This window comes from Pseudomonas sp. Choline-02u-1, from assembly GCF_002836515.1.
GTDB lineage: Bacteria > Pseudomonadota > Gammaproteobacteria > Pseudomonadales > Pseudomonadaceae > Aquipseudomonas.
Map to the genome: position 1 here is coordinate 156,151 of NZ_PJBC01000067.1, position 22,076 is coordinate 178,226.

Annotated in this window: 22 protein-coding genes and 1 pseudogene; 5 read left to right on the top strand and 18 right to left on the bottom strand. The window is 59.3% G+C overall.

The genetic code is table 11. The features are described 5' to 3' along the window. Nucleotides 1-41 precede the first annotated feature (41 nt). From CXF97_RS27005 to CXF97_RS27015, 3 genes are all read right to left on the bottom strand, one after another. Entirely contained in the window at nt 42-968 is a 927-nt protein-coding gene (locus tag CXF97_RS27005; protein ID WP_101162518.1) for a LysR family transcriptional regulator, read from the bottom strand. Next, nucleotides 965-1,939: a quinone oxidoreductase gene (locus CXF97_RS27010; RefSeq protein ID WP_101162520.1), complete on the bottom strand. Its 975-nt coding sequence runs from the start codon at nt 1,937-1,939 to the stop codon at nt 965-967. Before CXF97_RS27010 ends, CXF97_RS27005 begins: the two co-directional genes overlap by 4 nt. A gap of 153 nt (nt 1,940-2,092) precedes the next feature. Next, nucleotides 2,093-2,593, bottom strand: coding sequence for an anti-virulence regulator CigR family protein (locus tag CXF97_RS27015; RefSeq protein ID WP_101162522.1), 501 nt, complete (start codon nt 2,591-2,593; stop codon nt 2,093-2,095). A gap of 129 nt (nt 2,594-2,722) precedes the next feature. Between CXF97_RS27015 and CXF97_RS27020 the strand changes: the two genes are divergently transcribed. Then, complete coding sequence (locus CXF97_RS27020) at nt 2,723-2,881, top strand: DUF2986 domain-containing protein (RefSeq protein WP_101162523.1); 159 nt, start codon at nt 2,723-2,725, stop codon at nt 2,879-2,881. A gap of 1 nt (nt 2,882) precedes the next feature. Here CXF97_RS27020 and CXF97_RS27025 read toward each other — a convergent pair whose 3' ends face one another. Continuing rightward, complete coding sequence (locus CXF97_RS27025) at nt 2,883-4,094, bottom strand: MFS transporter (protein ID WP_218239557.1); 1,212 nt, start codon at nt 4,092-4,094, stop codon at nt 2,883-2,885. Nucleotides 4,095-4,225: 131 nt separating this feature from the next. Between CXF97_RS27025 and CXF97_RS27030 the strand changes: the two genes are divergently transcribed. Continuing rightward, nucleotides 4,226-5,119 carry a LysR family transcriptional regulator gene (locus CXF97_RS27030; protein WP_101162525.1) on the top strand — a complete coding sequence of 298 codons (894 nt, stop codon included), beginning with the start codon at nt 4,226-4,228 and terminating at the stop codon, nt 5,117-5,119. Here the strand turns inward: CXF97_RS27030 and CXF97_RS28130 are convergent. Continuing rightward, nucleotides 5,050-5,949 (bottom strand): hypothetical protein, encoded by a 900-nt coding sequence (locus CXF97_RS28130; protein ID WP_157830935.1) that lies wholly within the window; start codon nt 5,947-5,949, stop codon nt 5,050-5,052. The genes CXF97_RS27030 and CXF97_RS28130 overlap by 70 nt on opposite strands. A gap of 418 nt (nt 5,950-6,367) precedes the next feature. On the opposite strand from CXF97_RS28130, the gene CXF97_RS27050 reads away from it, so the two are divergent. Beyond that, the gene (locus CXF97_RS27050; RefSeq protein WP_101162527.1) at nt 6,368-7,474 is read left to right on the top strand and encodes a M28 family peptidase; all 1,107 of its coding nucleotides are present in this window, start codon (nt 6,368-6,370) and stop codon (nt 7,472-7,474) included. Nucleotides 7,475-7,526: 52 nt separating this feature from the next. Here CXF97_RS27050 and CXF97_RS27055 read toward each other — a convergent pair whose 3' ends face one another. Genes CXF97_RS27055 through CXF97_RS27065 form a run of 3 tightly spaced genes read right to left on the bottom strand, consistent with a single transcriptional unit; the run spans nt 7,527 to nt 9,414 of the window. Then, on the bottom strand, nt 7,527-8,339 hold the full coding sequence (locus CXF97_RS27055) for a DUF3618 domain-containing protein (RefSeq protein WP_101162529.1): 813 nt from the start codon (nt 8,337-8,339) through the stop codon (nt 7,527-7,529). Beyond that, nucleotides 8,336-8,764, bottom strand: a complete 429-nt coding sequence (locus CXF97_RS27060) for a phage holin family protein (protein WP_101162531.1) — start codon at nt 8,762-8,764, stop codon at nt 8,336-8,338. The genes CXF97_RS27055 and CXF97_RS27060 overlap by 4 nt, the downstream gene beginning before the upstream one ends. Beyond that, the gene (locus CXF97_RS27065; protein ID WP_101162533.1) at nt 8,764-9,414 is read right to left on the bottom strand and encodes a hypothetical protein; all 651 of its coding nucleotides are present in this window, start codon (nt 9,412-9,414) and stop codon (nt 8,764-8,766) included. Before CXF97_RS27065 ends, CXF97_RS27060 begins: the two co-directional genes overlap by 1 nt. 299 nt (nt 9,415-9,713) lie before the next feature. Between CXF97_RS27065 and CXF97_RS27070 the strand changes: the two genes are divergently transcribed. Then, nucleotides 9,714-11,570, top strand: coding sequence for an ABC transporter ATP-binding protein (locus CXF97_RS27070; protein ID WP_101162535.1), 1,857 nt, complete (start codon nt 9,714-9,716; stop codon nt 11,568-11,570). A 195-nt stretch (nt 11,571-11,765) separates the two neighbouring features. Here the strand turns inward: CXF97_RS27070 and CXF97_RS27075 are convergent, their stop codons facing one another. The 7 genes and pseudogenes from CXF97_RS27075 to CXF97_RS27105 all read right to left on the bottom strand — a co-directional run. After that, on the bottom strand, nt 11,766-12,467 hold the full coding sequence (locus CXF97_RS27075; protein ID WP_157830936.1) for a DUF695 domain-containing protein: 702 nt from the start codon (nt 12,465-12,467) through the stop codon (nt 11,766-11,768). A 164-nt stretch (nt 12,468-12,631) separates the two neighbouring features. Further along, complete coding sequence (locus CXF97_RS27080; protein ID WP_101162539.1) at nt 12,632-12,973, bottom strand: antibiotic biosynthesis monooxygenase; 342 nt, start codon at nt 12,971-12,973, stop codon at nt 12,632-12,634. Nucleotides 12,974-12,989: 16 nt separating this feature from the next. After that, nucleotides 12,990-13,964 (bottom strand): zinc-dependent alcohol dehydrogenase family protein, encoded by a 975-nt coding sequence (locus CXF97_RS27085; protein WP_101162540.1) that lies wholly within the window; start codon nt 13,962-13,964, stop codon nt 12,990-12,992. A 63-nt stretch (nt 13,965-14,027) separates the two neighbouring features. Then, nucleotides 14,028-14,330, bottom strand: coding sequence for a helix-turn-helix transcriptional regulator (locus CXF97_RS27090; protein ID WP_024012559.1), 303 nt, complete (start codon nt 14,328-14,330; stop codon nt 14,028-14,030). A gap of 57 nt (nt 14,331-14,387) precedes the next feature. Further along, nucleotides 14,388-15,971, bottom strand: coding sequence for an EAL domain-containing protein (locus CXF97_RS27095; RefSeq protein ID WP_101162542.1), 1,584 nt, complete (start codon nt 15,969-15,971; stop codon nt 14,388-14,390). A 155-nt stretch (nt 15,972-16,126) separates the two neighbouring features. Beyond that, the gene (locus tag CXF97_RS27100) at nt 16,127-17,767 is read right to left on the bottom strand and encodes a sensor domain-containing diguanylate cyclase (RefSeq protein WP_101162544.1); all 1,641 of its coding nucleotides are present in this window, start codon (nt 17,765-17,767) and stop codon (nt 16,127-16,129) included. A gap of 337 nt (nt 17,768-18,104) precedes the next feature. Then, nucleotides 18,105-18,284, bottom strand: a pseudogene (locus tag CXF97_RS27105) (NADP oxidoreductase); the annotation flags it as partial. A gap of 165 nt (nt 18,285-18,449) precedes the next feature. Here CXF97_RS27105 and CXF97_RS27110 point away from each other — a divergent pair. Beyond that, nucleotides 18,450-19,409, top strand: coding sequence for a DMT family transporter (locus CXF97_RS27110; protein ID WP_101162546.1), 960 nt, complete (start codon nt 18,450-18,452; stop codon nt 19,407-19,409). 67 nt (nt 19,410-19,476) lie between these two features. Here the strand turns inward: CXF97_RS27110 and CXF97_RS27115 are convergent, their stop codons facing one another. Genes CXF97_RS27115 through CXF97_RS27125 form a run of 3 tightly spaced genes read right to left on the bottom strand, consistent with a single transcriptional unit; the run spans nt 19,477 to nt 22,042 of the window. Next, complete coding sequence (locus tag CXF97_RS27115; protein ID WP_256589942.1) at nt 19,477-19,839, bottom strand: hypothetical protein; 363 nt, start codon at nt 19,837-19,839, stop codon at nt 19,477-19,479. A gap of 5 nt (nt 19,840-19,844) precedes the next feature. After that, complete coding sequence (locus CXF97_RS27120; RefSeq protein ID WP_101162548.1) at nt 19,845-20,501, bottom strand: DUF2931 family protein; 657 nt, start codon at nt 20,499-20,501, stop codon at nt 19,845-19,847. Further along, nucleotides 20,501-22,042 carry a DUF2235 domain-containing protein gene (locus CXF97_RS27125; protein WP_101162550.1) on the bottom strand — a complete coding sequence of 514 codons (1,542 nt, stop codon included), beginning with the start codon at nt 22,040-22,042 and terminating at the stop codon, nt 20,501-20,503. The genes CXF97_RS27120 and CXF97_RS27125 overlap by 1 nt, the downstream gene beginning before the upstream one ends. Nucleotides 22,043-22,076 lie beyond the last annotated feature (34 nt).

The window sequence follows — 22,076 nt, forward strand, 5'->3', positions numbered from 1 at the left end:
ACGCCTACAGGGACGGTGGCGACAGCAAATGCTGGTTTTGCTCAGAGGGCCCAGGGTGGCCCGAGCTCGAATTTCGCTTCAATCCACTCCTTGAACGCCACCACTGCCGCTGCCGGGAACCGCGACGACGGCCTGATCAGATAAACGCCGCCCGCCGAATCCAGATGCCAGTCAGGCAGCACGCGAATCAACCGTCCGGCCGCCAGATCGCGGCTCATCAGCCAGTCGCCGGCACCCAGTATGCCGGCGTCGGCCCGGGCTGCTGCGAGTAGGGATTCGCTGTCGCTGGCGGTCAGGTTGCCGTGTGGCGTGATGGTTTGCAGTTCATCGCCGCGATGCAGGCGCCACAGCGGGAACGATGCCAGCCCGCTGAAGCGCAGGCAATTGTGCTGCAGCAGGTCGTGCGGGGTTTGCGGCATGCCGTGGGCCTCGATGTAGGCTGGCGATGCGCAGAGAATCCGTCGATGGTCACTGAGCTTTTTCGCGATCAGCCGATTGTCGTCCAGCTCGCCGATACGGATGGCCGCGTCGAAGCCCTGCTCGATGATATCGACGAGGCCTTCGCTGTAATCGGCGACCAGCGAGACGTGCGGATGCGCCTTGAGAAATTGCGGCAGCAACGGCCCCAGCCACAACCGCCCCATCGCCGCCGGCAAAGCCAGGCGCAAGGTGCCGCGCACTTCGCTGGCGCCCTGCACCGCTTGCTGTTGCGCCTCGTTCATCAGTTCGACGGCCGCGCGCAAACGTTGTTCGAGTTGCAGGCCAGCCTCGGTGATGCGCACGTGCCGTGTCGAGCGCTCTACCAGCCGCACACCCAAACGTTTTTCCATCGCCGCCAGGCGCTTGGAAATGATGGTCGGATGACGCTGCAACACGCGGCCCGCCGCGACAAACGAGCCTTGCGCGGCGACGGCGAGAAAAGCTGCGATTTCATCGCTGTGCGGGTTGCTCAGAACATCCAGATTCATGGTTTTAGAATGATCGCCCCTGATGATCGCCCCGATTCGAGATCGGCATGCGCTAGTGCCGCGTCGGCCAATGCATAACGCGCGCGGATTTGCGGCGTGATGATACCGGCGGCAACAGCGGCCAGCACGTCTTGCGCACGCTCCTGATATTCGGCTGTCGTGGCGGTGTGTGCGGCCAGCGATGGACGGGTCAGGAACAGCGAGCCCTTGGCATTGAGCGTGGCCATTTCTACCGCTGCCGGCGCCCCGGTCTGTGCACCGAACGAAACCATCAATCCGCGTGGGCGCAAGCTGTCCAGCGAGGCTTGAAAAGACACCCGGCCAATCGGGTCATACACCACATCGACCTTGCGCCCCTCGGTGATACGCAACACATCGGCGGCGAGGGTTTCGGCGTCGAATACCAGCACGTCGTCACAGCCCGACGCGCGAGCCTTGTCGACGCTGGCCTGCTTCGACACCACGCCGATCACCGTTGCGCCAAGGTGTCTGGCCCACGGCACCATGATTTCTCCCAGACCACCCGCGACGCCGTAAAGCAGCATCGTCGTGCCCGGCCCGACCGGGTAAGTCGCCTTCAGCAGATACTGCGCGGTGATGCCTTTGAACAACACCGCCGCCGCGTCTTCGAACGACAACTCATCGGGGATTTTCACCAGACGCTCGGCCGGGAACAGCCGCGCCGACGCGTAGCCGCCCAAAGGTCCAGTGGCATAAGCGACTCGATCACCCACGCGGACATTGCTCACACCGGCGCCGACAGCCGCCACCCGACCGGCGCCCTCAAGCCCCAGCCCCGAGGGCAATGCAACCGGCACCGCACCTTTGCGCTGGGTCACATCGAGGTAATTGACGCCAATCGCCTCTTGCTCCAGCCAGACCTCGTCGGGGCCGGGGGACTGCTCATTGACTGTTTGCAACGCCAGGACGTTCGGAGCGCCCGTTTCGGTCAAGCGAATTGCGCTGGTCATGCTCATCTCCTTTCAGTCATTAAGCGTTGATCGGAGTCTGAAAGCTCAACGCTCGACGAACAAGGCAGGCTGAATGCAGTTCATTACTGCACCTGATGCAGCTATGCAGACACAAAAAAGGAGCGACACTTGCTGCCACTCCTTACGGGTAGATCAATCGAACGCGCCGTTAAGTACCTCGTAAATCAGCCCGGTAGCCAGCGCAACGAGGATCAGATCGGTGCCCACCTGTTGCCATTCATAGCCGTCATAGTGGGGCAAATGGCCGAGCAGACGCCCGTCCAGCTTCTTGGCGATACCCGGAGGCAGCGGTTTGCCCCGCGCCAGATTCTTTTGAATGCCCGGCGGCAGTGGCGGCCCCGGATTCCAGTATTCGCCGCGATAGCCGCCGACGATGCCAAGAATATTGCCGTGATCAACACTGGGTCCCCCACCGCGATTACCGGAGGATGGCTGGCCTTTGTTGCCGTTGCCTTGACCGCTTCCACCCTGTTTCCCGTGGTCCTGCATGTTCTGCGGTTTGCCCTTGCCGTTGCCTTGGCCGCCTTGCCCCCCTTGTCCCTTGCCATTGCCGGGGTCGGCTAGTGCCGTCGTGCTGCCGATTACAAGCGCGAGGCAAGACAACGCGACAATCAATTTGCGAGCTTTTCTCATGTGCGATTCCTTCGGTTGGGGGGATGCTCTTGAGTATGGGGGAATGTGCTCAGCTTAGTGGATTTCTTCTTGCTGACCACTCGGCCTTGCTTCAGGATTCCCACCCTCTCCACCCGCGATCGAAAAGTCATGAACCGTCAAAAGAAGCTGCAGCAGTTGTTCAAGGAAAAGGCTAAAAAGGCCAACGCCAAACTGGCGCCGAAAAAGCCCAAGTACATCTGCAAGGCCGATCGCCTGAAGCTGGAAGCAGACGCCGCGCAGGCGGCGGGCGAACACACCGAAAGCTGAATCAGCCTTTCTGTCGCGACGTCAGCCAGGTCATCAACGCCGCCAGCACGAGCAACACTGCGCTGGCGGAAAACGTCAGCCGATAACCGCTGCCGTCGAACAGCAGACCGCCAACGGTAGAACCCGCAGCAATCGACAACTGCACTACCGCAACCATCAGCCCTCCGCCCGCTTCGGCATCGTCGGGCAACGTGCGTGCCAGCCACGACCACCAGCCCACCGGCGCCGCCGTCGCGATCAACCCCCACCAACCCAGCAACACGAACGTCGCGATCAGCGAGCTGCCCAGCCCGATCAGCGCCACCGCAATCATCGCCATCAGCAGTGGAATGGCGATCACCACTCTGTACAGACCTGACTTCAGCACCGACCCAATGATCACGGTGCCGATAAACCCGGCCAAACCAATGACCAGCAGCATCATCGACAGCAGCGAAACATCGACCCGGGTTACGTTTTCCAGAAAGGGTCGCAGGTACGTGAACAGAACAAACTGGCCCATGAAGAACAGGCCGGCGCTAACCATGCCCAACGCCACCCGGCGGCTTTTGAACAAAGCAAAGACATTGCCTGCGCTGGCCTTGCGCGGCGCAGCGGGAAGCGCGGGCAAGCTGATCCACTGCCAGAGCAGCGCAATCAACGCCACTGGAATCAGGCAAAAGAACGCACCGCGCCAGCCAATCACACTGCCCAGATAACTGCCCAGAGGTGCCGCCACAACGGTCGCCAGTGCATTGCCGCCGTTAAAAATGGCCAGCGCCTTGGGCACGCTGGCGGATGGCACCAGACGCATGGCCAGCGCCGCCGACATCGACCAGAAGCCGCCAATAACCACGCCGATCAATGCGCGACCGATCATGTACACCGTGTAATTGGGCGCCAGGCCGACCACCAGACCGGACGCGCACATCAGCGCCGTCAACAGCAGCAACAGGCGCTTGCGATCCATCGAGCCGGCGAGCCTGGTGATCGTCAGGCTGGTCAGCACCGCGAACGCGCCGGAGATGGCGATGCCATAGCCGGCCAAGCCTTCGCTGATGTGCAAGTCCGTGGCCATTGGTGTGAGCAGACTGACCGGCATGAACTCGGAGGCGATCAGGGCGAAGACACACAAGGTCATCGCGAACACGCCGCTCCAATACGCCGGTTGTTCGCCGGTTGCAGATACGCCCATGGCCTGGGCCGTCGGGTTATCGATTGCTTGAGCCGTCATGCGAAAACCTGTCTTGAAGAAAAAATCATCGAGGCATTTCTACCCCGCTACTCAGGCTGCAAAGCTTGACGGATCGGGCTTAACTTGATTAGTAGCGATAATCTTCATGTGCTTTTGAGAAAAATTCAGCAATGAACAACGGCAAAATCAATGACCTGCAGGCGTTTCTGGCGGTGGCTCAGGAGCAGAGCTTCACCAAAGCCGCCGCCCGCCTCGGCGTAACGCCGTCCGCGCTGAGTCATACGGTCCGCGCGCTGGAGCAGCGTCTGGGTATCCGCTTGCTCGCTCGTACGACGCGCAATGTCTCACCCACCGAGGCAGGCGATCGCTTGATGCATTCTATTGCGCCGCTGTTGGAGCAGATCAGCGCCGAGCTTGAGGCCCTCGGTGAACTGCGCGACAAGCCCAGCGGCACCATCCGCATTTCCTGCACGGACGATCAGATTGAATTGTGCATCCGGCCGATGCTTGCGCAGTTTTTGCAGGACTATCCAGACATCATCCTGGAGTTTTACGTCGATTACGGATTTACCAATGTGGTCAAGGAACGCTTCGATGCTGGCATCCGTCTCGGCGAGTCGATCAGCAAGGACATGATCGCCGTGCGCATCGGTCCGGACTGGCGCCTGGCCGTGGTCGCTTCGCCCGAATACTTCGCCCGCCACACGGCGCCCTCCACGCCGCATCAGTTGATGGAGCACACCTGCGTCAACATCCGCCACCAACCAGCCGGCGCGATTTACGCCTGGGAGTTCGCGCACAAGGGTCAGGATTTCAGCGTGAAGGTCGACGGGCAATTGGTGTTCAACAGCATCATGCATGTGCTCAATGCCGCCGTGGATGGCATCGGCGTGGCCTACGTGCCCGAGCAACTGGTCGCGCCGTATCTGGCCGACGGGCGACTGGTGGAGGTGTTAAGCGACTGGTGCCCGACCTTTCAGGGCTATCACCTGTATTACCCGAACAGGCGCCAGGGCTCGGCGGCGTTTGCGGCTTTCGTCGAAGCGCTGAAGTACAACCGCTGACACCAATATGCGCCGAGCCCAACACCGATTTCCTGTGGAAGTGAGCTCCCTGTAAACGCAGGATCCAATCCAGTTTTCAGCGCAAACGAAACCCCTCCAGGAGTGGGCTTGCCCGCGAAGGCGTTGGCACATTCAGCATCATCATTGCCTGATGCACCGCATTCGCGAGCAAGCTCGCTCCCACAATGATCCAGCGGCAAATCGACCATCTCCAGCGCAACCAAGATCCCTGTGGGAGTGGGCTTGCCCGCGAAGGGGTTGGCACATTCAACACCGTCATTGCCTGATGCACCGCTTTCGCGAGCAAGCCCGCTCCCACAATGGTCCGGAGGCGAATCGACTATCTTCAGCGCAACCAAGATCCCTGTGGGAGTGGGCTTGCCCGCGAAGGGGTTGGCACATTCAACACCGTCATTGCCTGATGCACCGCTTTCGCGAGCAAGCCCGCTCCCACATTGGTCCGGAGGCGAATCGACCATCTCCAGCGCAACCAAGATCCCTTTGGGAGTGGGCTTGCCCGCGAAGGCGTTGGCACATTCAGCATCATCACTGCCTGATGCACCGCATTCGCGAGCAAGCCCGCTCCCACATTGGTTCGGAGGCGAATCGACCATCTTCAGCGCAACCAAGATCCCTGTGGGAGTGTGCTTGCCCACGAAGGGGTTGGCACATTCAACACCGTCATTGCCTGATGCACCGCTTTCGCGAGCAAGCCCGCTCCCACATTGGTTCGGCGGTAAATCGACCATCTTCAGTGCAACCAAAATCCCTGTGGGAGTGGGCTTGCCCGCGAAGGCGTTGGCACATTCAGCATCATCATTGCCAGACACTCCGCTTTCGCGAGCAAGCCCGCTCCCACATTGGTCCGGAGGCGAATCGACCATCTCCAGCGCAACCAAGATCCCTGTGGAGTGGGCTTGTCCGCGAAGGCGTTGGCACATTCAGCATCATCATTGCCTGATGCACCGCTTTCGCGAGCAAGCCCGCTCCCACATTGGTTCGGAGGCGAATCGACCATCTTCAGCGCAACCAAGATCCCTGTGGGAGTGGGCTTGCCCGCGAAGGCTTTCGCACATTCAGCATCATCATTGCCTGATGCACCGCATTCGCGAGCAAGCCCGCTCCCACAATATTCGAGATCAAATCAAGCATCTTCGTCGTATTCCGATGTGAATTTTCCTGCCGATCTGCCCCCTAAAACTCTGAACGGGCGATACACGTTCGTCGATGTAAGGAGGGTCAGCACGCATGTCGGATAACCAGGCGCCTTCGCCGCGCAATACTCAGCAATCCACCCAGACGCTATTGAGCCGTTTGCTCATGGCGCGCGGCCCCGGCGGTCAGGAAGACGAAGTCAGAGCGATCTGTCTGGAAGAATTGCAGCGCCATTGCGATAAGGTCTGGACCGACCGGGCCGGCAATGTCATCGGCTTGCGCAAGGGCCGCGAACCCGATCCAGACGGGCAGCACGCCGTGCGCATCATGGGCCACATGGATGAGATCGCCATGGTGGTCAAACGCGTCGAGCCGGACGGCACGTTGCGGGTGGTGGCTTTGGGCGGCGCCAATCCGGTGAATTTCGGTGTCTGCCCGGTGGATATTCTTGGCGACGCGCAAACGCTGCCCGGTGTGCTGTCGTTCGGTTCGATGCACGCGACGACAGGCTCGCCACAGGGCCAGGATGTGATGAGCGGCGCGGTCGAGTGGAAAGACGTGCACATCATCACCCGCCATGATCAGCAGACTTTGCAAGCCATGGGCGTGCGGCCCGGCACGCGCGTTGTGCTCAGCCAGCATTGGCGTACGCCGTTCCGGGTGGGTGACGCCACTGCGGCGCACTTTCTCGATGACCGCGCGCCAGTCGTCGCCATGCTCCTCGCTGCCGAGCAACTCAAGCACAGCCCCATCGAATTGCGGCACGACACCTACTTCGTCTTCACCACGCTTGAGGAAGAAAGCAACGCCGGCGCGATGTATGCCGCCGCGCACGTGCCCGGTGACACCACGATTGCTGTGGAAGTCGGCCCGGTGATGAGCGAATACGCAACGCGATTGAGTGTCGACCCGATCATCGATACCGGCGACCAGAAAGGCTATTACTCGCGCGGCGTGGTTATGGCTTTGGCCGACGCGGCCAAGCGTTGCGGCTTCGATCCGCAGTTTGCCCTGCTGCTGGATTTCGCCTCCGACGCCAGTGCGGTGATGAGCTCAGGTATCAGCGCCCAGGCCGGCTGCATTGCGATCCCGACGGAAAATACCCACGGTTTCGAGCTGGTGGTCGACGGCGCGATTGAGGCGTGTGCGCAGACGTTGGTGGAGTATCTGCAAGGCCTGCAGAACGAAGCATCGACCTGACCGTTGCGCAACAAAACGGGAGGCCATTACAGGCCTCCCTTGTTTCTCACCTTCACGACGTGCCCAGACCCTGCGACAGATCCGACGAAGATGGCCGCGCTGGATCGGTTTTGGTTTCAACCTCGGTTTGCTCGGTGGTTCGGGTCACCGTGTCGCGCACCGCATCGTAGCCCTCCTGGGCTTTCTGTTTGGCTTTGTCGACCATCCCGGCGCTGGTGCGGCCCATGTAGCGCTGTTCAGTGGAGGTCGTCGGTAACGCCGCACCGAGCAAGGCACCCAAGGCGACCCCGGCAGCAGCGACCATCAGCGGCTGCTCTTTGAGCATGTGGTTGAATTGCTGCCCGAGCGCTTGCGAATTGCGCGACAACCGATCGCCGGCGTCATGCATTGCATGGCTCAGATTTTCCTTGGCGGCCCCGACGTTGTCACCGAGGTGGCTGGCCTTGCCTTTGAGCGACTGATAGCCGCCCTTCAGCGAGTCAGTGGTGGAGTGCAGATGGGCACGAGCGCTGTCGATGCCGTCCGCCAAACCATCGGCCCATTCGCCAGCCTTGTCCTGATCCGGTCCGCTGCGATAGGTCGGTTGCGGCACGGGTGGGCGATTCTGGCTCATCATCAGCCAGAGCAGCCCCACGGAGGTCAGCACCGCCGGCACCGGATTATTGCGCACGCTGGTGCCGAGGTTAGTGAAGAACGTCGAGCCATTGCTCTGCATCATTCCCCAGGCCTGATCGATCATCTGCCCGGGGGTAAACTTGCTTTCCAGTTGATCGACGATATTGCCGATGCTCGCGCGTTGCGCATCGATTTCGCGCTCGATCTGCTCCGGACTTTTTTCCGCTTCGATATCCAGTTCGCTTTTCATGAGACTTTCCTCCGCAGCGCTTCCTGATCCTTGTTCAAGGCGTCGAGGGTGCGATCAGGTTTGAAGTGAGACGGCTCGAATTGTTTCTTCCCGGATTGCAGCATGGCGAAGCCGATGATCATCACCACCACGCCAACGATCAGCGCGGCCAGCCACGGCGCCATGAACAGGCTCAGGCCGTACACCGCCGACATCAGCAGAATGATGAAGCCGGCGAGGAACACAATGGCGCCGCCGGCAACCGCACCGATGCCTGCCTTCAGCGTGCTGAGGCTGTTCTGCAATTCGGCTTTGGCGAGTGCCAGTTCCTTGGTGAACAACGCCGGGACCTCGCGAGACAGTTGCCGCAACAGGCCGACCACCGAAGCGTCATCCGTTTGGCCAAGGGGCCTTGCCCCGCTCAGATCAGATTCATCTCTGTTCATCACAGTTCTCCTTTGGTGTCGGGTGCATGCGGTACGGAAGCTCCCGCAAAATCAGCGGGGTGATCATGTTCATCGGGTGAAGTCGGGGTGATGCCGGTGGCCACTCCCGGATTGGCCTGGCTCGATGGCGGCATTGACGATTCATAGGGCCGCTGCGCGCCGTAATCGGCTGACGGTGGCGTCGATGTCGTGCCCTGCGCCGGATCGTGTTCGGCGCTGACCGTCGCCGCCGCAGCCGTGCCTGCCTTGAGAAACCGCGACAGGCCGAAGCCGATGGCAATGCTGCCGGCGATAAACAAGCCCGGGTTGCTGCGCGCCAGATCCGCTGCATCGTGCAGCAGCTGTTCGGCACTCTTGCCGCGCAGATTGCCCGCCAGCCCGGTCATGGAATCCGCCATGTCAGTCAAGTAATCGGACATGCCCAGCGTGTCCTTGTCCTGCAGTTCCGAGACGAAACTTTTAGCCCCTTGCGCCAAGGCTTCGATCTGCTCGGCCGCCGTATCGCGATACTGGCCGAACTGCGCATCGGCCTGTTGCCGCGCACCGCCCAGCGCTTCATTGACGTCGTCCTTCAAATGTTCAAAACCTTGTCCAGGCTTGCTGTTCGGATCACCTGATTCAAAGCCTGCCCTGCTGTCTGAAGTGTTCATGTGGCCCCTCGCGTTCTGACTGGAAACGGAAAAAACGGAGCTACACGGCAACATTGCCTCGAGCCCCCACATAGAAAAGGACGGAGCAGCTTGCGCGAGAGTTCAAAGAGGTTGATGAGCGTGCAACGTCTGGCCTGGATCACCGACGAAAGGTTGCGCCTGGCGAGATTGCGTTGAGCTTCTGCGCCTGGCCGCGGTCAAGACAAGGCACTAGCATTTATTTGGAACACGACGCTGAAACCCGCAACAACGTCGATAGATGGCAGAATCCCCACACCCTGATCACTTCGGAGACCGCAATGCTTCGCCTGTTTGAAGAAAGGCTCGACCCCTTCCCGCCCGACGAGGCGCCGCCACCGCCAGTCGGCCTGATGCGTTTTTTGTGGGCCTGCACCCGGGGTGCGCGCGGTTACATCCTCGCCTTCGCCCTGCTCAGCGCCAGCGTGTCGATCTACGAGGCGTGGCTGTTTTCCTTCCTCGGGCAAGTGGTGGATCTGCTCTCGACCTGGCAATCGGGCGGCACCGCGAGTGATGAGGAAAGCCGTGTGCTGTGGGGTATCGGCATTGTGCTGGTAGTCAGCATCGGGCTGGTGGCGCTGCGCACGATGGTTCAGCACCAGATCTTGGCGATCAATTTGCCGCTGCGCCTGCGTTGGGACTTTCACCGGTTGATGCTGCGGCAAAGCCTGTCGTTCTTCTCCGACGAGTTTTCCGGGCGAGTCACCACCAAAGTGATGCAGACCGCGCTGTCGGTTCGCGAGGTCTTGTTCACCCTGATCGAAATCCTCCCCGGTATCGGCGTGTACTTCATCGCGATCATTGCGCTGGCCGGTGGCTTTGCGCTGAAACTGATGCTGCCGTTTCTGGCGTGGATCGTTTTGTTCGGGCTGGCGATGGTGTATTTCGTGCCGCGTCTGGGCAAGGTCGGCCAGGAGCAGGCCGACGCACGCTCCTCGATGACCGGGCGGATTGCCGACGCCTACACCAACATCACCACAGTCAAACTGTTCTCGCACTCCAAGCGTGAAGCGCACTTTGCCCGCGCGGCGATGGAAGATTTCAAGCTCACCGGATTCCGTCAGATGCGGCTGGTCAGCCAGTTTGAAATCGTCAATCAGGCGCTGGTGGTCGCGTTGATTCTGGGTGCCGGCGGCTATGCATTGTGGCTGTGGCATCAGGGCGAAGTCGGCACCGGCGCCGTCGCGGCGATCACCGCCATGGCGTTACGCATCAATGGCATGTCGCACTGGATCATGTGGCAGATGACTTCGCTGTTCGAAAACATCGGCACTGTGCAGGACGGCATGGCTACCCTGACCAGCGGCCCGAAAGTCCAGGACGCGCCGAATGCCAAGGTGCTTGAGCCTGCCGGCGGCGAAGTGGTATTCGACAATGTCAGCTTCAACTACAACGGTGAACGTCAGGTGCTCGACGGCTTGACGCTGCAGATCCGCCCCGGCGAAAAAATCGGCCTGGTTGGCCGCTCCGGTGCGGGCAAATCTACGTTGATCAATCTGCTGCTGCGTTTCTACGACGTTGATCGCGGCGAGATTCGCATCGATGGGCAAAACATTGCCGAGGTGACTCAGGACAGCCTGCGCAGCGTGATCGGCATGGTCACCCAGGACACCTCGCTGCTGCACCGCTCGATCCGCGACAACATCGCCTACGGTCGCCCGGACGCTACCGACGAAGACATCCACCGCGCGGCGGTGAACGCCCAGGCAGACGGGTTCATCAGCCAGTTGAGCGACAAGCAGGGCCACAGCGGCTACGACACGCTGGTCGGCGAACGCGGCATCAAGCTCTCCGGCGGACAGCGCCAACGTATTGCCATCGCCCGTGTGATGCTGAAAAACGCGCCGATTCTGCTGCTCGACGAAGCCACCAGCGCGCTGGACTCGGAAGTCGAAGTGGCGATCCAGGAAAGCCTGGATGAAATGATGCAGGGCAAAACCGTGATCGCCATCGCCCACCGCTTGTCGACCATTGCGGCGATGGACCGGCTGATCGTCATGGACGAAGGTCGCATCATCGAACAAGGCACCCACGCGCAACTGCTGGAGAAGAACGGCACCTATGCGCGACTGTGGCAGCACCAGAGCGGTGGCTTCCTCGGTGAAGATCGCGGTTTGGTTGAGGTGATGGAGGAGTGATCAGGCTGGAGGGCCGGGGCCCCGGGCAACAGGATCGGCTCGAGGTTCTCGAGAAGGACATCTGGCGGGCGCATGGCTGTAATCCGCGGCAGGAGATGGCCGCTGCGCCCGCAACGAACGCCTCTGAAGCGACTACGGCTACGGACTCCTTGCGATGAGAGAAGTCCGTTTCAAGAGGTTATCCGTTGAGAGTCTTCACTCCAGGCATCGCTTGGGCGTCAGTCGAGTTTGCTCGGTGTTCGGCACCTCAGCACTGACATCTGCCTGTTTACGGCTGCTGAATTCAATCGGATAAGGCCCGGTCTGCGCCAGAGCTGCCTGCACACGGCTGACAAAGGCCGCGTCGTCCAGGGTGTAGAAAACCCACACTTGACGCTTTCCGCCGGTGACCGTGCACCCCCACTTTGCGAACTCATCCGCCGTTACAGCCGCCTTAATCAGGCGGTCCACCTGCATCATCCGCGCGGATTCCTTTGAACTCGGCAGGAAGCGATCCGACACGTATTTCCAGCTGATGCGAGCCTTGTAAGGAAACGCCTGGGTATCCTTGAGATTCAGGTCGGAAGGCATGCGAAAACTCGCTGGCATTGGCTCGTCAGGAAAATCAGACGGTTGGAAATCGCTGTCGCCTGGCACGGCCACTTGCCGTTGCGGATTGTCAGCAGGATCATCACTGAGCAGTATTCTGAGCGCTTCAGCTTGGCGCTCTTTCCGCTCGCTCATGCATTTGGCGTAGGCCTTTGTATGCGCTGGACCGGCATCCAGACAAGGATCGCGCTCCACCGGTCTTGGAGAATGGGAGCGCGTGCAGCCGGTCGTGATCAGGCTTGCCAGCAACAATAGAACAACGGCTGGCCAGATTTCAGGGCGCAGGGAAGCGTGGGGAGTGACTTTCAAGTGGCCTTCCTTGGATGAGCAGCAGTACGAGACATATGGAAAACGGCGCATTTTGCCTGCCACCCCTGCTCCATGAACAGGCCAAAGCGGAATTAAAGTGGCAATTCATCACAAGCAGTGCTCGACCAGCCACAGCCGCTTGTGACGAACAGCCACATACTCCCTCAGATGCCTACGCTGGCACCGCTGTCCGGTACGCCAAAGTCGCCCCCCGGAAAAGCACCACCCTCAATGTGATAGACCCTAGGTTCTGCCGAAAAATAATCCTCAAGCCCCAGCATGAACCGCTGGTGGTCTTCGCTTTCTTCAAACCCCGGCGAGTGATCCTCAAGCGATTGCCAGCGCACGATCAAATTGAATTGCTCGGGGGTTTCAATACCTTGCGCCAGCAAGTGGCCGCCGTAGCCTTTGGCGCGAGTGAGCAACGGTTCGACTTCGGCAAATGCCCTTCGGAAGGCTTCAGTCTGTTGTGGGTGAACGGGCAGCACAGCGATCTCGTAAACCATGATGTTTCTCCAAAATTCAGACGATGAGCGAAGGCTCGACGGCGATGGCGATTTTTCCCAGCAGACCGTTGTTGGCGCTTTCCAGTCGGGCATGGGCGAGCGGGATGTCGGCGAGCGAGTACACCGCGCCAACGTGGGGCCGCAACTGGCCGCGCTCGACCAACGCGCTCAGTTCATCAAGCTTGCCGCGGTTCTGGCGGGTGAAGACGAAGTGATAGCTGGCGTTCTTGCCCCAGGCCTGGACAAGGTTTTGTGGCTGCGCAATGTCGACGATCGAGACGACGCGGCCAAGCTGGGCGAGCGCGTCGGCGCTGCGGGACAGGGTATCGCCGCCGATGGTGTCGAACACCACATCGACGCCATGCCCGGCAGTTTCGCGCATGATCGCTTCGACGTAGTCCTCCTGGGTGTAATCGATGACCACGTCAGCGCCCAGGCGGCGGACGAACTCGGCGTTGGCCTCGCGCACGGTGGTGAACACTCTGGCGCCCATGGCCTTGGCCACCTGAATCGCCACATGACCGACCCCGCCCGCGCCGCCATGGATCAGAATGCTCTCGCCCACGCGGAGCACGGCGCGCACGGTCAGCGCTTCCCACACAGTACCGCCGACCAGACTCAGACTGGCCGCCTCCAGGTGACTCAGCGAGGCAGGCTTTCTGGCGATGATGCTTTCGGCCGCGACGTGGTACTCGGCATAACTGCCCTGCCCGTCGAATATCTGCGGGGTGTACCAGACTTCGTCGCCCGGCGCGAAAGCGCTGACGCCCGGCCCGATGGCTTCAACCACGCCCGACACGTCGTGACCGGTAATGGCCGGCAGCGGCACCAGATCGGGATAGTCACCGCGCCTAACCTGATAATCCAGCGGATTGATGGAAGTGGCGTGCACTCGGACCAGCACTTGGCCCGCTTGCGGAACCGGTTTGGGCACATCGTTGAGTTCGAACGAATCAGGACCGCCAAAGGATTTCAGAATCATCGCTTTCATGGCAAAACCTCGTATCGATAAAGAGGGATATCGGGAATTCTCGATATCCTAGAGTAAAAAAAATTACAGCTCTTTCCCTATGATCTCTGCAAGCGCGCTGATAGCAGCCTCATTGCGTTTGTAGTAGGTCCATTGACCGATGCGTCGCACTTCAACCAGCCCCACGCGCTGCAACGTGGCCAGGTAACTCGACACCGTCGACTGCGACAGGCCGATACCTTCCTGGATGCTGCTGACGCAGACGCCCTCAACAAGCACATCACCCTCATCCTGCGGGGGGAAGTTCTTGACGGGATCCTTCAGGCCTTCAAGGATCTTGAGGCGCGTCGGGTTCGAGAGGGCTTTGAAGATTTCGATCAGTTCCATGCGCCGAGGATATCGAGATTCTTCGATATGTCAATGCGGTTTTTCAGTGTGTTTTTATCAGGAAGCAATCGGAGCCTGGGCAATGCTTGCGTCGGTGCGAGGCCGACTGTCCAGACAATGCTGTTTGAACTGTGCGCATTCCATGGCTTTCGCGAACAGCCATCCCTGTGCATATCGCACCTGGCTGGCGCGCAGCAATTCGAGCTGCGCCGGAGTCTCAACGCCTTCAGCGACCAGTGTCAGCCGCAACGCGTGGCCCATCTGGATGACGTGAGTGACCAGCAGGGTCTTCTCCTCTGCTTCGCTGATCTGGTCAACGAAGGATCGGTCGATCTTGAGCACGTCCAGCGGTAATTGCTGCAGGTATTGCAAGCTCGAATAGCCGGTGCCGAAGTCATCCAGCGCGACAACAAACCCGGCGCTTCGCGCGCGCTCCAGCGTGATTTTTGCGCACGCCAGGTCGACGAGGCTGCGTTCTGTCACTTCGAGCCATATCTGCGCGGGCTGCACGTCGAGGCGACGGCATTCATTCAACAAAGTGGGTATCAGTCGCCCAGAACTCACGTCGGCCGCAGCGAGATTCAAGGCCACGTGCAACGAACGATCACTGGCGAGCATGGCGCCAAGGTCTGCGAATACGCGATGGAGCACTTGATCAGTGATCGCTTCAATCAATCCGCTGGATTCGGCCAGTGGAATGAACATGTCCGGATAGACCAGCATGCCGTTGGGTTTTTGCCAGCGAACCAAGGCTTCAGCGCCGATGCAGCGTTGGGTTTCAATTTCAATGATCGGCTGATAATGAACGACGAATTCCTGTCGCCGCACCGCGCGCTCCAGTGCGGCCAGCGGAGACAGCTTGCGACGCCACCAGCGCAGGCTCGCGAAGACCAGGCCTGTGGTGATGGCAAGACCGATCGGCAGCAGATAAAGAACGTGTCGCCCGAGGCTGCGCAACAGTTGCTGTCGAGGGATTGCGGCAATTACGGTGAAGTTGCCTTGGGCCACCAGAGTGTAGAGGAAGCCGTCCTTCAGGCCATGCGTAGGCCCCTCATGCACCAAGGCGAGGAAACTCGCCATGTTCGGGTCCGCCGGGCCGAGCAAGCGGCCCTGACGTGTGCCGACGGCCAGCCTGACGCCTTCATCCAGTACGACTTCGCGAAACTGTTCCGGGTCGACCAGCACGTTGAACGCAGCGAACTGCAAGGCCAGCATCGGCTTGATCAGATCGTTGTCATCGTGCGCATCGATGGATACCTTCACCCCGTCGTCAGTGACGAAATCCTCCGCCCACTGCCTCGAACGAGGCGGCGTGGCGCCCCATGACGTGCAGGCAAACACATCCTCTTCGTAGCCCACCGTCTCGACCGAAAACGTATTCATGGCGATCATGCGCATCTGCTCGATGCCTTGTGGCGAGCAGGGTTCGAGGTCAGTGACGGCAATGCTTTTCAGTGCTTGGGAGGCTTGCGCGAATGTCTGTCTGGCGCGATCGTTGGCAATCGCGGCGAGTGTCTGAAGACGGTCATGGGCCGCGTAGATCGACAGCGTCCAGCTTGCCGCGAAGGTCAAGCCCAACGGGACGATCACCGCAAGGACGGTCAGCAATATTCCCCGCTGCATGATCTTTGAACGCTTCATTTCACCGCCTGAATAAACTGGCCCGTAACGCGCCTTTGCGATGGCTGGACGGTCGCTTGATCGGCACCTGTTGCTGCTTTTAACGTGGATTCGAAGCAGAATCAACAACTCTGCCGATTAGTTGAAAGCCCCGTGACATGCATCAATTGGTTGTCTCATTCGCATGTGCCTGAGGGCAGCGACAGGTGCGACTCCACCCGATTGCGTCCGCCCTGCTTGGCCCGGTACAGGCATTCGTCGGCTTTCTTGAGCACGATCTCTGCGGTGGTCGGCAAATGTTCACACGTGGCCACGCCGATCGAAGCGGTGATGTGCCCCACCGTCTCAATATCGCTGGTCGCAATGGCCTGACGAATCCGCTCAGCGATGACGCTGGCCGAGGCTACATCGGTTTCCGGCAAAATCAGCAGAAACTCCTCTCCCCCGGCCCGGCACGCAAGGTCGCCGGTGCGAGAGTGGGTTTGCAGTGTGTGTGCGACCTGCTTTATCGCCAGGTCGCCCTTGTCGTGGCCGAAGGTGTCGTTGACCCTTTTGAAATGGTCGATGTCCAGCGATAAGACCGAATAGGTCCGACCGGCGCGCTCAAGGCCGCGCAACTCTTCATCCATTGCCCTGCGATTGGCCAGTCCCGTCATCGGGTCGGTCAGCACCTGCTGGTTCACGCGGCCCAGCTTCGCTTGCAACAACTGAACGCCGGCCAGCATCGCCTGGCGAATGGAAAACGCTTCTTGATACCAGGCTTTGACGTGGCGAAGTTGCTCAGTGGCCTGCGGCGCTGACAACTGCCGGGCAATACGCGAGAGCTGGTTGAGAGGGCGACAGACCAGCGAGGTGCCGAACCAGATCAGTACGAAGCCGATCAGAGCGGCAGGCACCATCCCTTCAAAAACATCGCGCATCAAGGTGTTCATGGGCGCCAGACTGACCTCGCGCGGCTGCTGCGCGACCACGGCCCAACCGGCGCCCGGCACTTGAGCGTACCCGGCCAGCATCGCCACGCCCTTGTAATTGCGCACGGTCATTGAACCGCTCTCGCCCCGTAACGCCGCATCCGCGGTTTTGCTCCAGCCCAGGGTGTCGCCAATGCGCGCCGCATCAGGGTGAAAAAGCAGTTGGCGGTCCTGATCGGTGACAAAGACGAAAGTACCTTCGTGCTGAAAATGACGGCTGATCAAGGTGTGCAGTGCGTTGTCTTCGCGCAGATAAACCGAGCCGCCGATGATGCCCACGTAACGCTCAGCTGCGTCGTAAACGGGCTGGGAGATAAACACCACAAGATTGCCGGCGCTCGATGGGTAGGCCGGGCTGATGAAAGGCCGCTGCGCCTCGATGGCCTTGCGAATGGCATCCGAGCTCAACGTCGAACCATTGATTTGCAGGGTGTCCGGGTACGCCTTCAGCACCTTGGCATTGCGATCGATAACGGCGATCGAGTTGAAATCGGCATCCTGTTTTTGCAGGCGCACCGCCTCGGCGCTCATCACATTCGCGTCACCCCAGGCCTTGCCCAGTTCACTGGCGCTGTAACGCAGATGGTTCTGTGCCGAATGAATGAATTCGGAGAGGCTCGAAGCGACCTTTGCTGCATAGGCACTGTTAGATTGCAGCGCGTGGTCAATCAAGGCATCGCGCTGCACGCGGTAGGCAGTGACAAGGCTGTTGCCCAACGTCGCCAGAACAGACAGCAACACCAGAGACAAAATGAGCCCACGCAGGTTGAGAGCGACGGCGGGTTGCCTGGCAGCCAGCGTCTCTTCGCTGACGGATTCTTGCGGGGTGTCCGTTCTGTCGATCATCGTCTGCCCTGACAGGTCTGTTTGGGAATGTGCTGCGCAAGCACCTGAGCGAGTATAAGCGCTTGCGCGAGACACGCCTGATCGAGCTCGAAATAAGGAAGTACCTGCCTGCTGCGTCTGGGCTTCAAGCCGGGTCCAGCAACACCCACAACCGCACGATTTCCCCTTCACTGATTGTCGCCACATCAACGCCGCTGACGATTACCGGGCCTGCAGCCAGGCCTGCATGCCAGCGCAGGTAACCCAAGCCGTGTGCTGATTGCTATTTTGCGAATCTGAACCAGACATTATTGAATCCTCGATTGGTCGGTGAAGCCCGGTCGCCCGGGCTCAACGGTTAACCATGCTTGATCAGGTTCAAGGCCGGTAGCGGGCCGCCTGGGAACTGCGCAAGCAGACCCTGCTGCACACCGCCCAGATCGATGCCATAAAAACCCAACTGGTCAATCAGCTCTGCAACCCTGGCTTTGCTGGCGGCATCCTCACCGGAGTGACACAGCACACGCTTGCCGCCCTCGGTAGTCATACGATCTCTGAAACCCAAGCATCGCCCAAGCCATGCCGACAGTATGGTCATTCGAGCTTGCCGCCCCTGCATGATTACGGTACAAATCACGAGGTTGTACGACAACATAATAAAAACCTGAGCCACCTCGAGTGGCTATCACTTTTGAGATCTGCCATGTCCCGCCCTGAATTCGCACCGACCGTACCGCCGCCCTTCCCCCGTTATCTCGCCGTGATCATTCTGTTGTGCATGGGTTGTGCGTTCGCCGGCAACCACGTCGCTGCCCGGGTGGCTTTTGATGATGGCGCGGGGGTGTTGCTGGCGATCCTGATGCGTTCCGGCGGGACCCTGCTGGTGCTCGCGATTATGGTGCTGTGGCAACGACAAAGCCTGCGTCTGCCGCCGGGCGCCTGGCGTTGGCAATTGTTGTTGGGCCTGCTGATTACCGCGCAGAGCCTGTGCCTGTACTCTGCCGTCGCGCGGGTCCCGGTCGCTTTGGCGCTGCTGGTGGCTAACGTATTTCCGATCCTGCTGGCCTTGCTGACCTGGGCATTGGGCGGACCGCGACCAAGCGCACGCACCGCGATGTTGATGGGCTTGATTCTCGTCGGGCTGGTGTTCGTTCTCGATGTCCCCGGACGACTTTCAGACAGCGCCAGCGTCGGCCCGGAATGGCTGCTGGGCGTCGCGCTCGCCTTCTGCGCTGCCAGCGTATTCGCCTGTGCGCTATGGATCACCGACCACAAGCTGTCGCAGGTGCGAGGCTCGGTGCGCAGCCTGCTGACCATCTTCATCGTCTTCAGCAGTGTCAATCTGGCCGGCCTGACCGGCGCCCTCCCCGGCGGACTCAACCTGCCCGCCACCTCGACCGGCTGGCTGGCCCTCGCCACGCTTGTCGTGCTGTACGGCACCGGTTTTATCGTCCTGTTCATCTCCGTACCCCGACTGGACATGCCGCGCAACGCGCCGGTGATGAACATTGAGCCATTTGCGACGTTATTGATGGGCTGGATCGTGCTGGATCAGATGCTCAGTCGAGGGCAGATCTTGGGCGGAGTGATCGTCGTAAGCGGGATTGTTTTGCTGACGTATCGCAAAGCGGCGGTGAAGGTTGAGGCGAAAGCTGGCGTATGAGGGTTGGCGGCGGTCGCGGAACGCTTCGCGGGTGAATCTCGCTTATCGCCGCCATCTCAATACTGGATCAACAAAATCGCAAGCTATCCAGGTCTATCTGCGCATAGCTTCCTATTTCCCCCTTGTAGAGATAAATCGCAGTCGCCTCCAACTCTGTTTGTAAGAATCCCACCAACGTTCTGAGCTTGGTGCTTGTGGTAATACCAGGGGGCATAACCGTCGCGCTACCGGGTTGGTCATCGTAAGTTCTGACGAGAAACTCATCGACACCGTCCAGAATCAGGTAATTGAAACCCCGATATTCATAGCCTGCGTCGTAGTCGACATCATCGAAACGGTCGACCTTTTCTATTCTCAAGACACCGCCCCGCTTCGACTCAGCGAAATTGAAACAGTCTGGCGCATGAAAAGTGGGCGGCGCTCCACCCATGTCATTTACCAACTACCGTACGGGATACCGAACTTATCAATATATCGCTTGGCCTTCTCACTCACAGGATAGGCATATTGGCCACCGTTTTTGCCCAACTCCGGCCCCAGCGGTTCCAACTCAGCTTGGGCGCGGGCTACTTTGATCGGGCGTCGACACAGATCCCTCACCCACACCTGGACTACGCCGCCAGGTGCGAGTCCCAAATAGAGTGAGGCCATGAAGCGTGCTGTCTTGTCGGGAGTTTCAGCGCAGCGCTGCTGGGTAGATGTCACCATCACTCGTCTGGCTTCCTCAGGAATATCTACCCAAGCCCGGTAGGTTTTTTGTTCCGGTATAGATTGCCAGCGTACGAAAATTCGCTTGGGCAACTCTGCGCCGATAACCGGTTTCCCCGTACCTCCCACACCTACCCAACCGCGTGCGGATTCTTTGTCGTCATTTGGTTCCGCGCCGCTGGCGTTTCCTCCCCCGGCTCGTAGAAACGTTTTACCGTTTATGTCTTCCACAGAGCTGTCTTCGACCCATACGTTCATGAAATTGGGCTTGATGAACGCCAGTTCCCACCAAGGATATTCGGGATCGTTTTCACCTGAGTTGGAGCTTGTCGCGTGACAACCGGTGAAGGCCAAAATACCCAATAAAGCCAAGAGCAGTCTCATTACCAAAGCTTCCAATCAGCTACATGTGGGTGTTGCACGCGAATGCCATCTTTCGTTGGTGAATTGATATAAACGGCTTTCAAACCGCTGCCGTCCCGTCTTCCTTGCGGGTGATTCCAGTTGGCAGATGTGTGGATGTATTTCAATTGCAGCAATTGCTCCTCTTCAGAAGTAGTGCTGTAGTCACCGGCGATGAATCTGTCACAGAGCGGTTGCAGTTCCTGGGGAACGGCATACTCAGCGCGTCCGGGAATATCGGTTAGAGGAACACCTTTCTCTTTCGCCAAATGGTACATAACTCTCAAATAAACCGTTGACAGTTTGCCACTGACCGGGCGTTTGAGCTGAAGCCCAGCGTATACACGTTTTTGTTTAGGCCCGAAACGATCTTGCGGATCGGCCGGCAGAGCAAGCGCGGGAGGCGTTACGATCTCCAACAGACCAGCAGGCCATCCTTTTGCGACCCACTGTTTTTTCACCTTCGCGGCGTCCTCAAAGATCGAAGTAGACTGGACGTGAGTGTTACTCCATACATCAAGTGTCTGCATGGGGCTGATCAATACGCACTCTTCGACTTCGTCGAGATAGCTACCACCGATATCCGAATGCACGCCCGGAAAAACAATTTCTGGATAGTCGGGATTGACATTACTGAGGGCGAAATTAGCCCGACATTCATCTCGCGCCACCAAGTGAACGACATGTTGGAAGAACCGACGATCGAGATACAATTTTATGCCCGGAGCAATCGGGATTTGCACCCTACCTATATTCGTGAAACCGGCAATTGACGGCACGGTCTCGAACAGACCGATGAAGCCCATCCGAATATTGCTGCCGTATTGATCAAGAAAGGTGCGGCTGAAATTATGGGCGTAAGGGCTAAGCAGATCCCTTAACGGCCCCTGCTTGCCCCGTACAATTTCATTGCAGAAATGACGTGCCGCCGCTGCACCTCGACTGAATCCAAAGGTGTCAAAAGTTAGCGAGGCAATTTCACTGTTCGGATTTTCTTGAAGGGCGTGTTCATAAACCTGTTTGATGAATGTAAACGAAGTCTGCACCCGACCGGCGACTCCCGTCTCCCCACGTCCCGTGCCTTGACCGACGATACTGTCTTTCTCGTTGGACTGAGTACCGATACCTTCGATGTATAAGGGGCGTGATACGTGTCTGACCGGCCCTTCCCCTTCAGCAATCGGAGCCTCGTAATACAGATCGGCAAGTTTTCTGATATTCGTTGCGCCAGAGCCGTAACTGCTATCCGGATCTCCCATATAGGGCTGACAACTCGGAGGAATATCCTCAGGCGCAATCGGATGCTGAGCACCGCACAACAACCCCGCAGCAGAGTTGTTCGCATTATTCCCGGTGCCATCAAAGAACACCCCAATCCTCAACGCGATCCCGATTTTCTCAGGCTCGCGCGCAGGTTCTTTCCCGTGTTTCTCATACTCGGCCCAGTGTTGGGCGTGTAAGTCGACGGGTTTGGCTTGTTCGTAGCGGTAGTTTTTCGGCGGGTTTGGAACATAGCCACTCAATCCTTGATTCCTTGTTCTGATCCTTGAACAACGG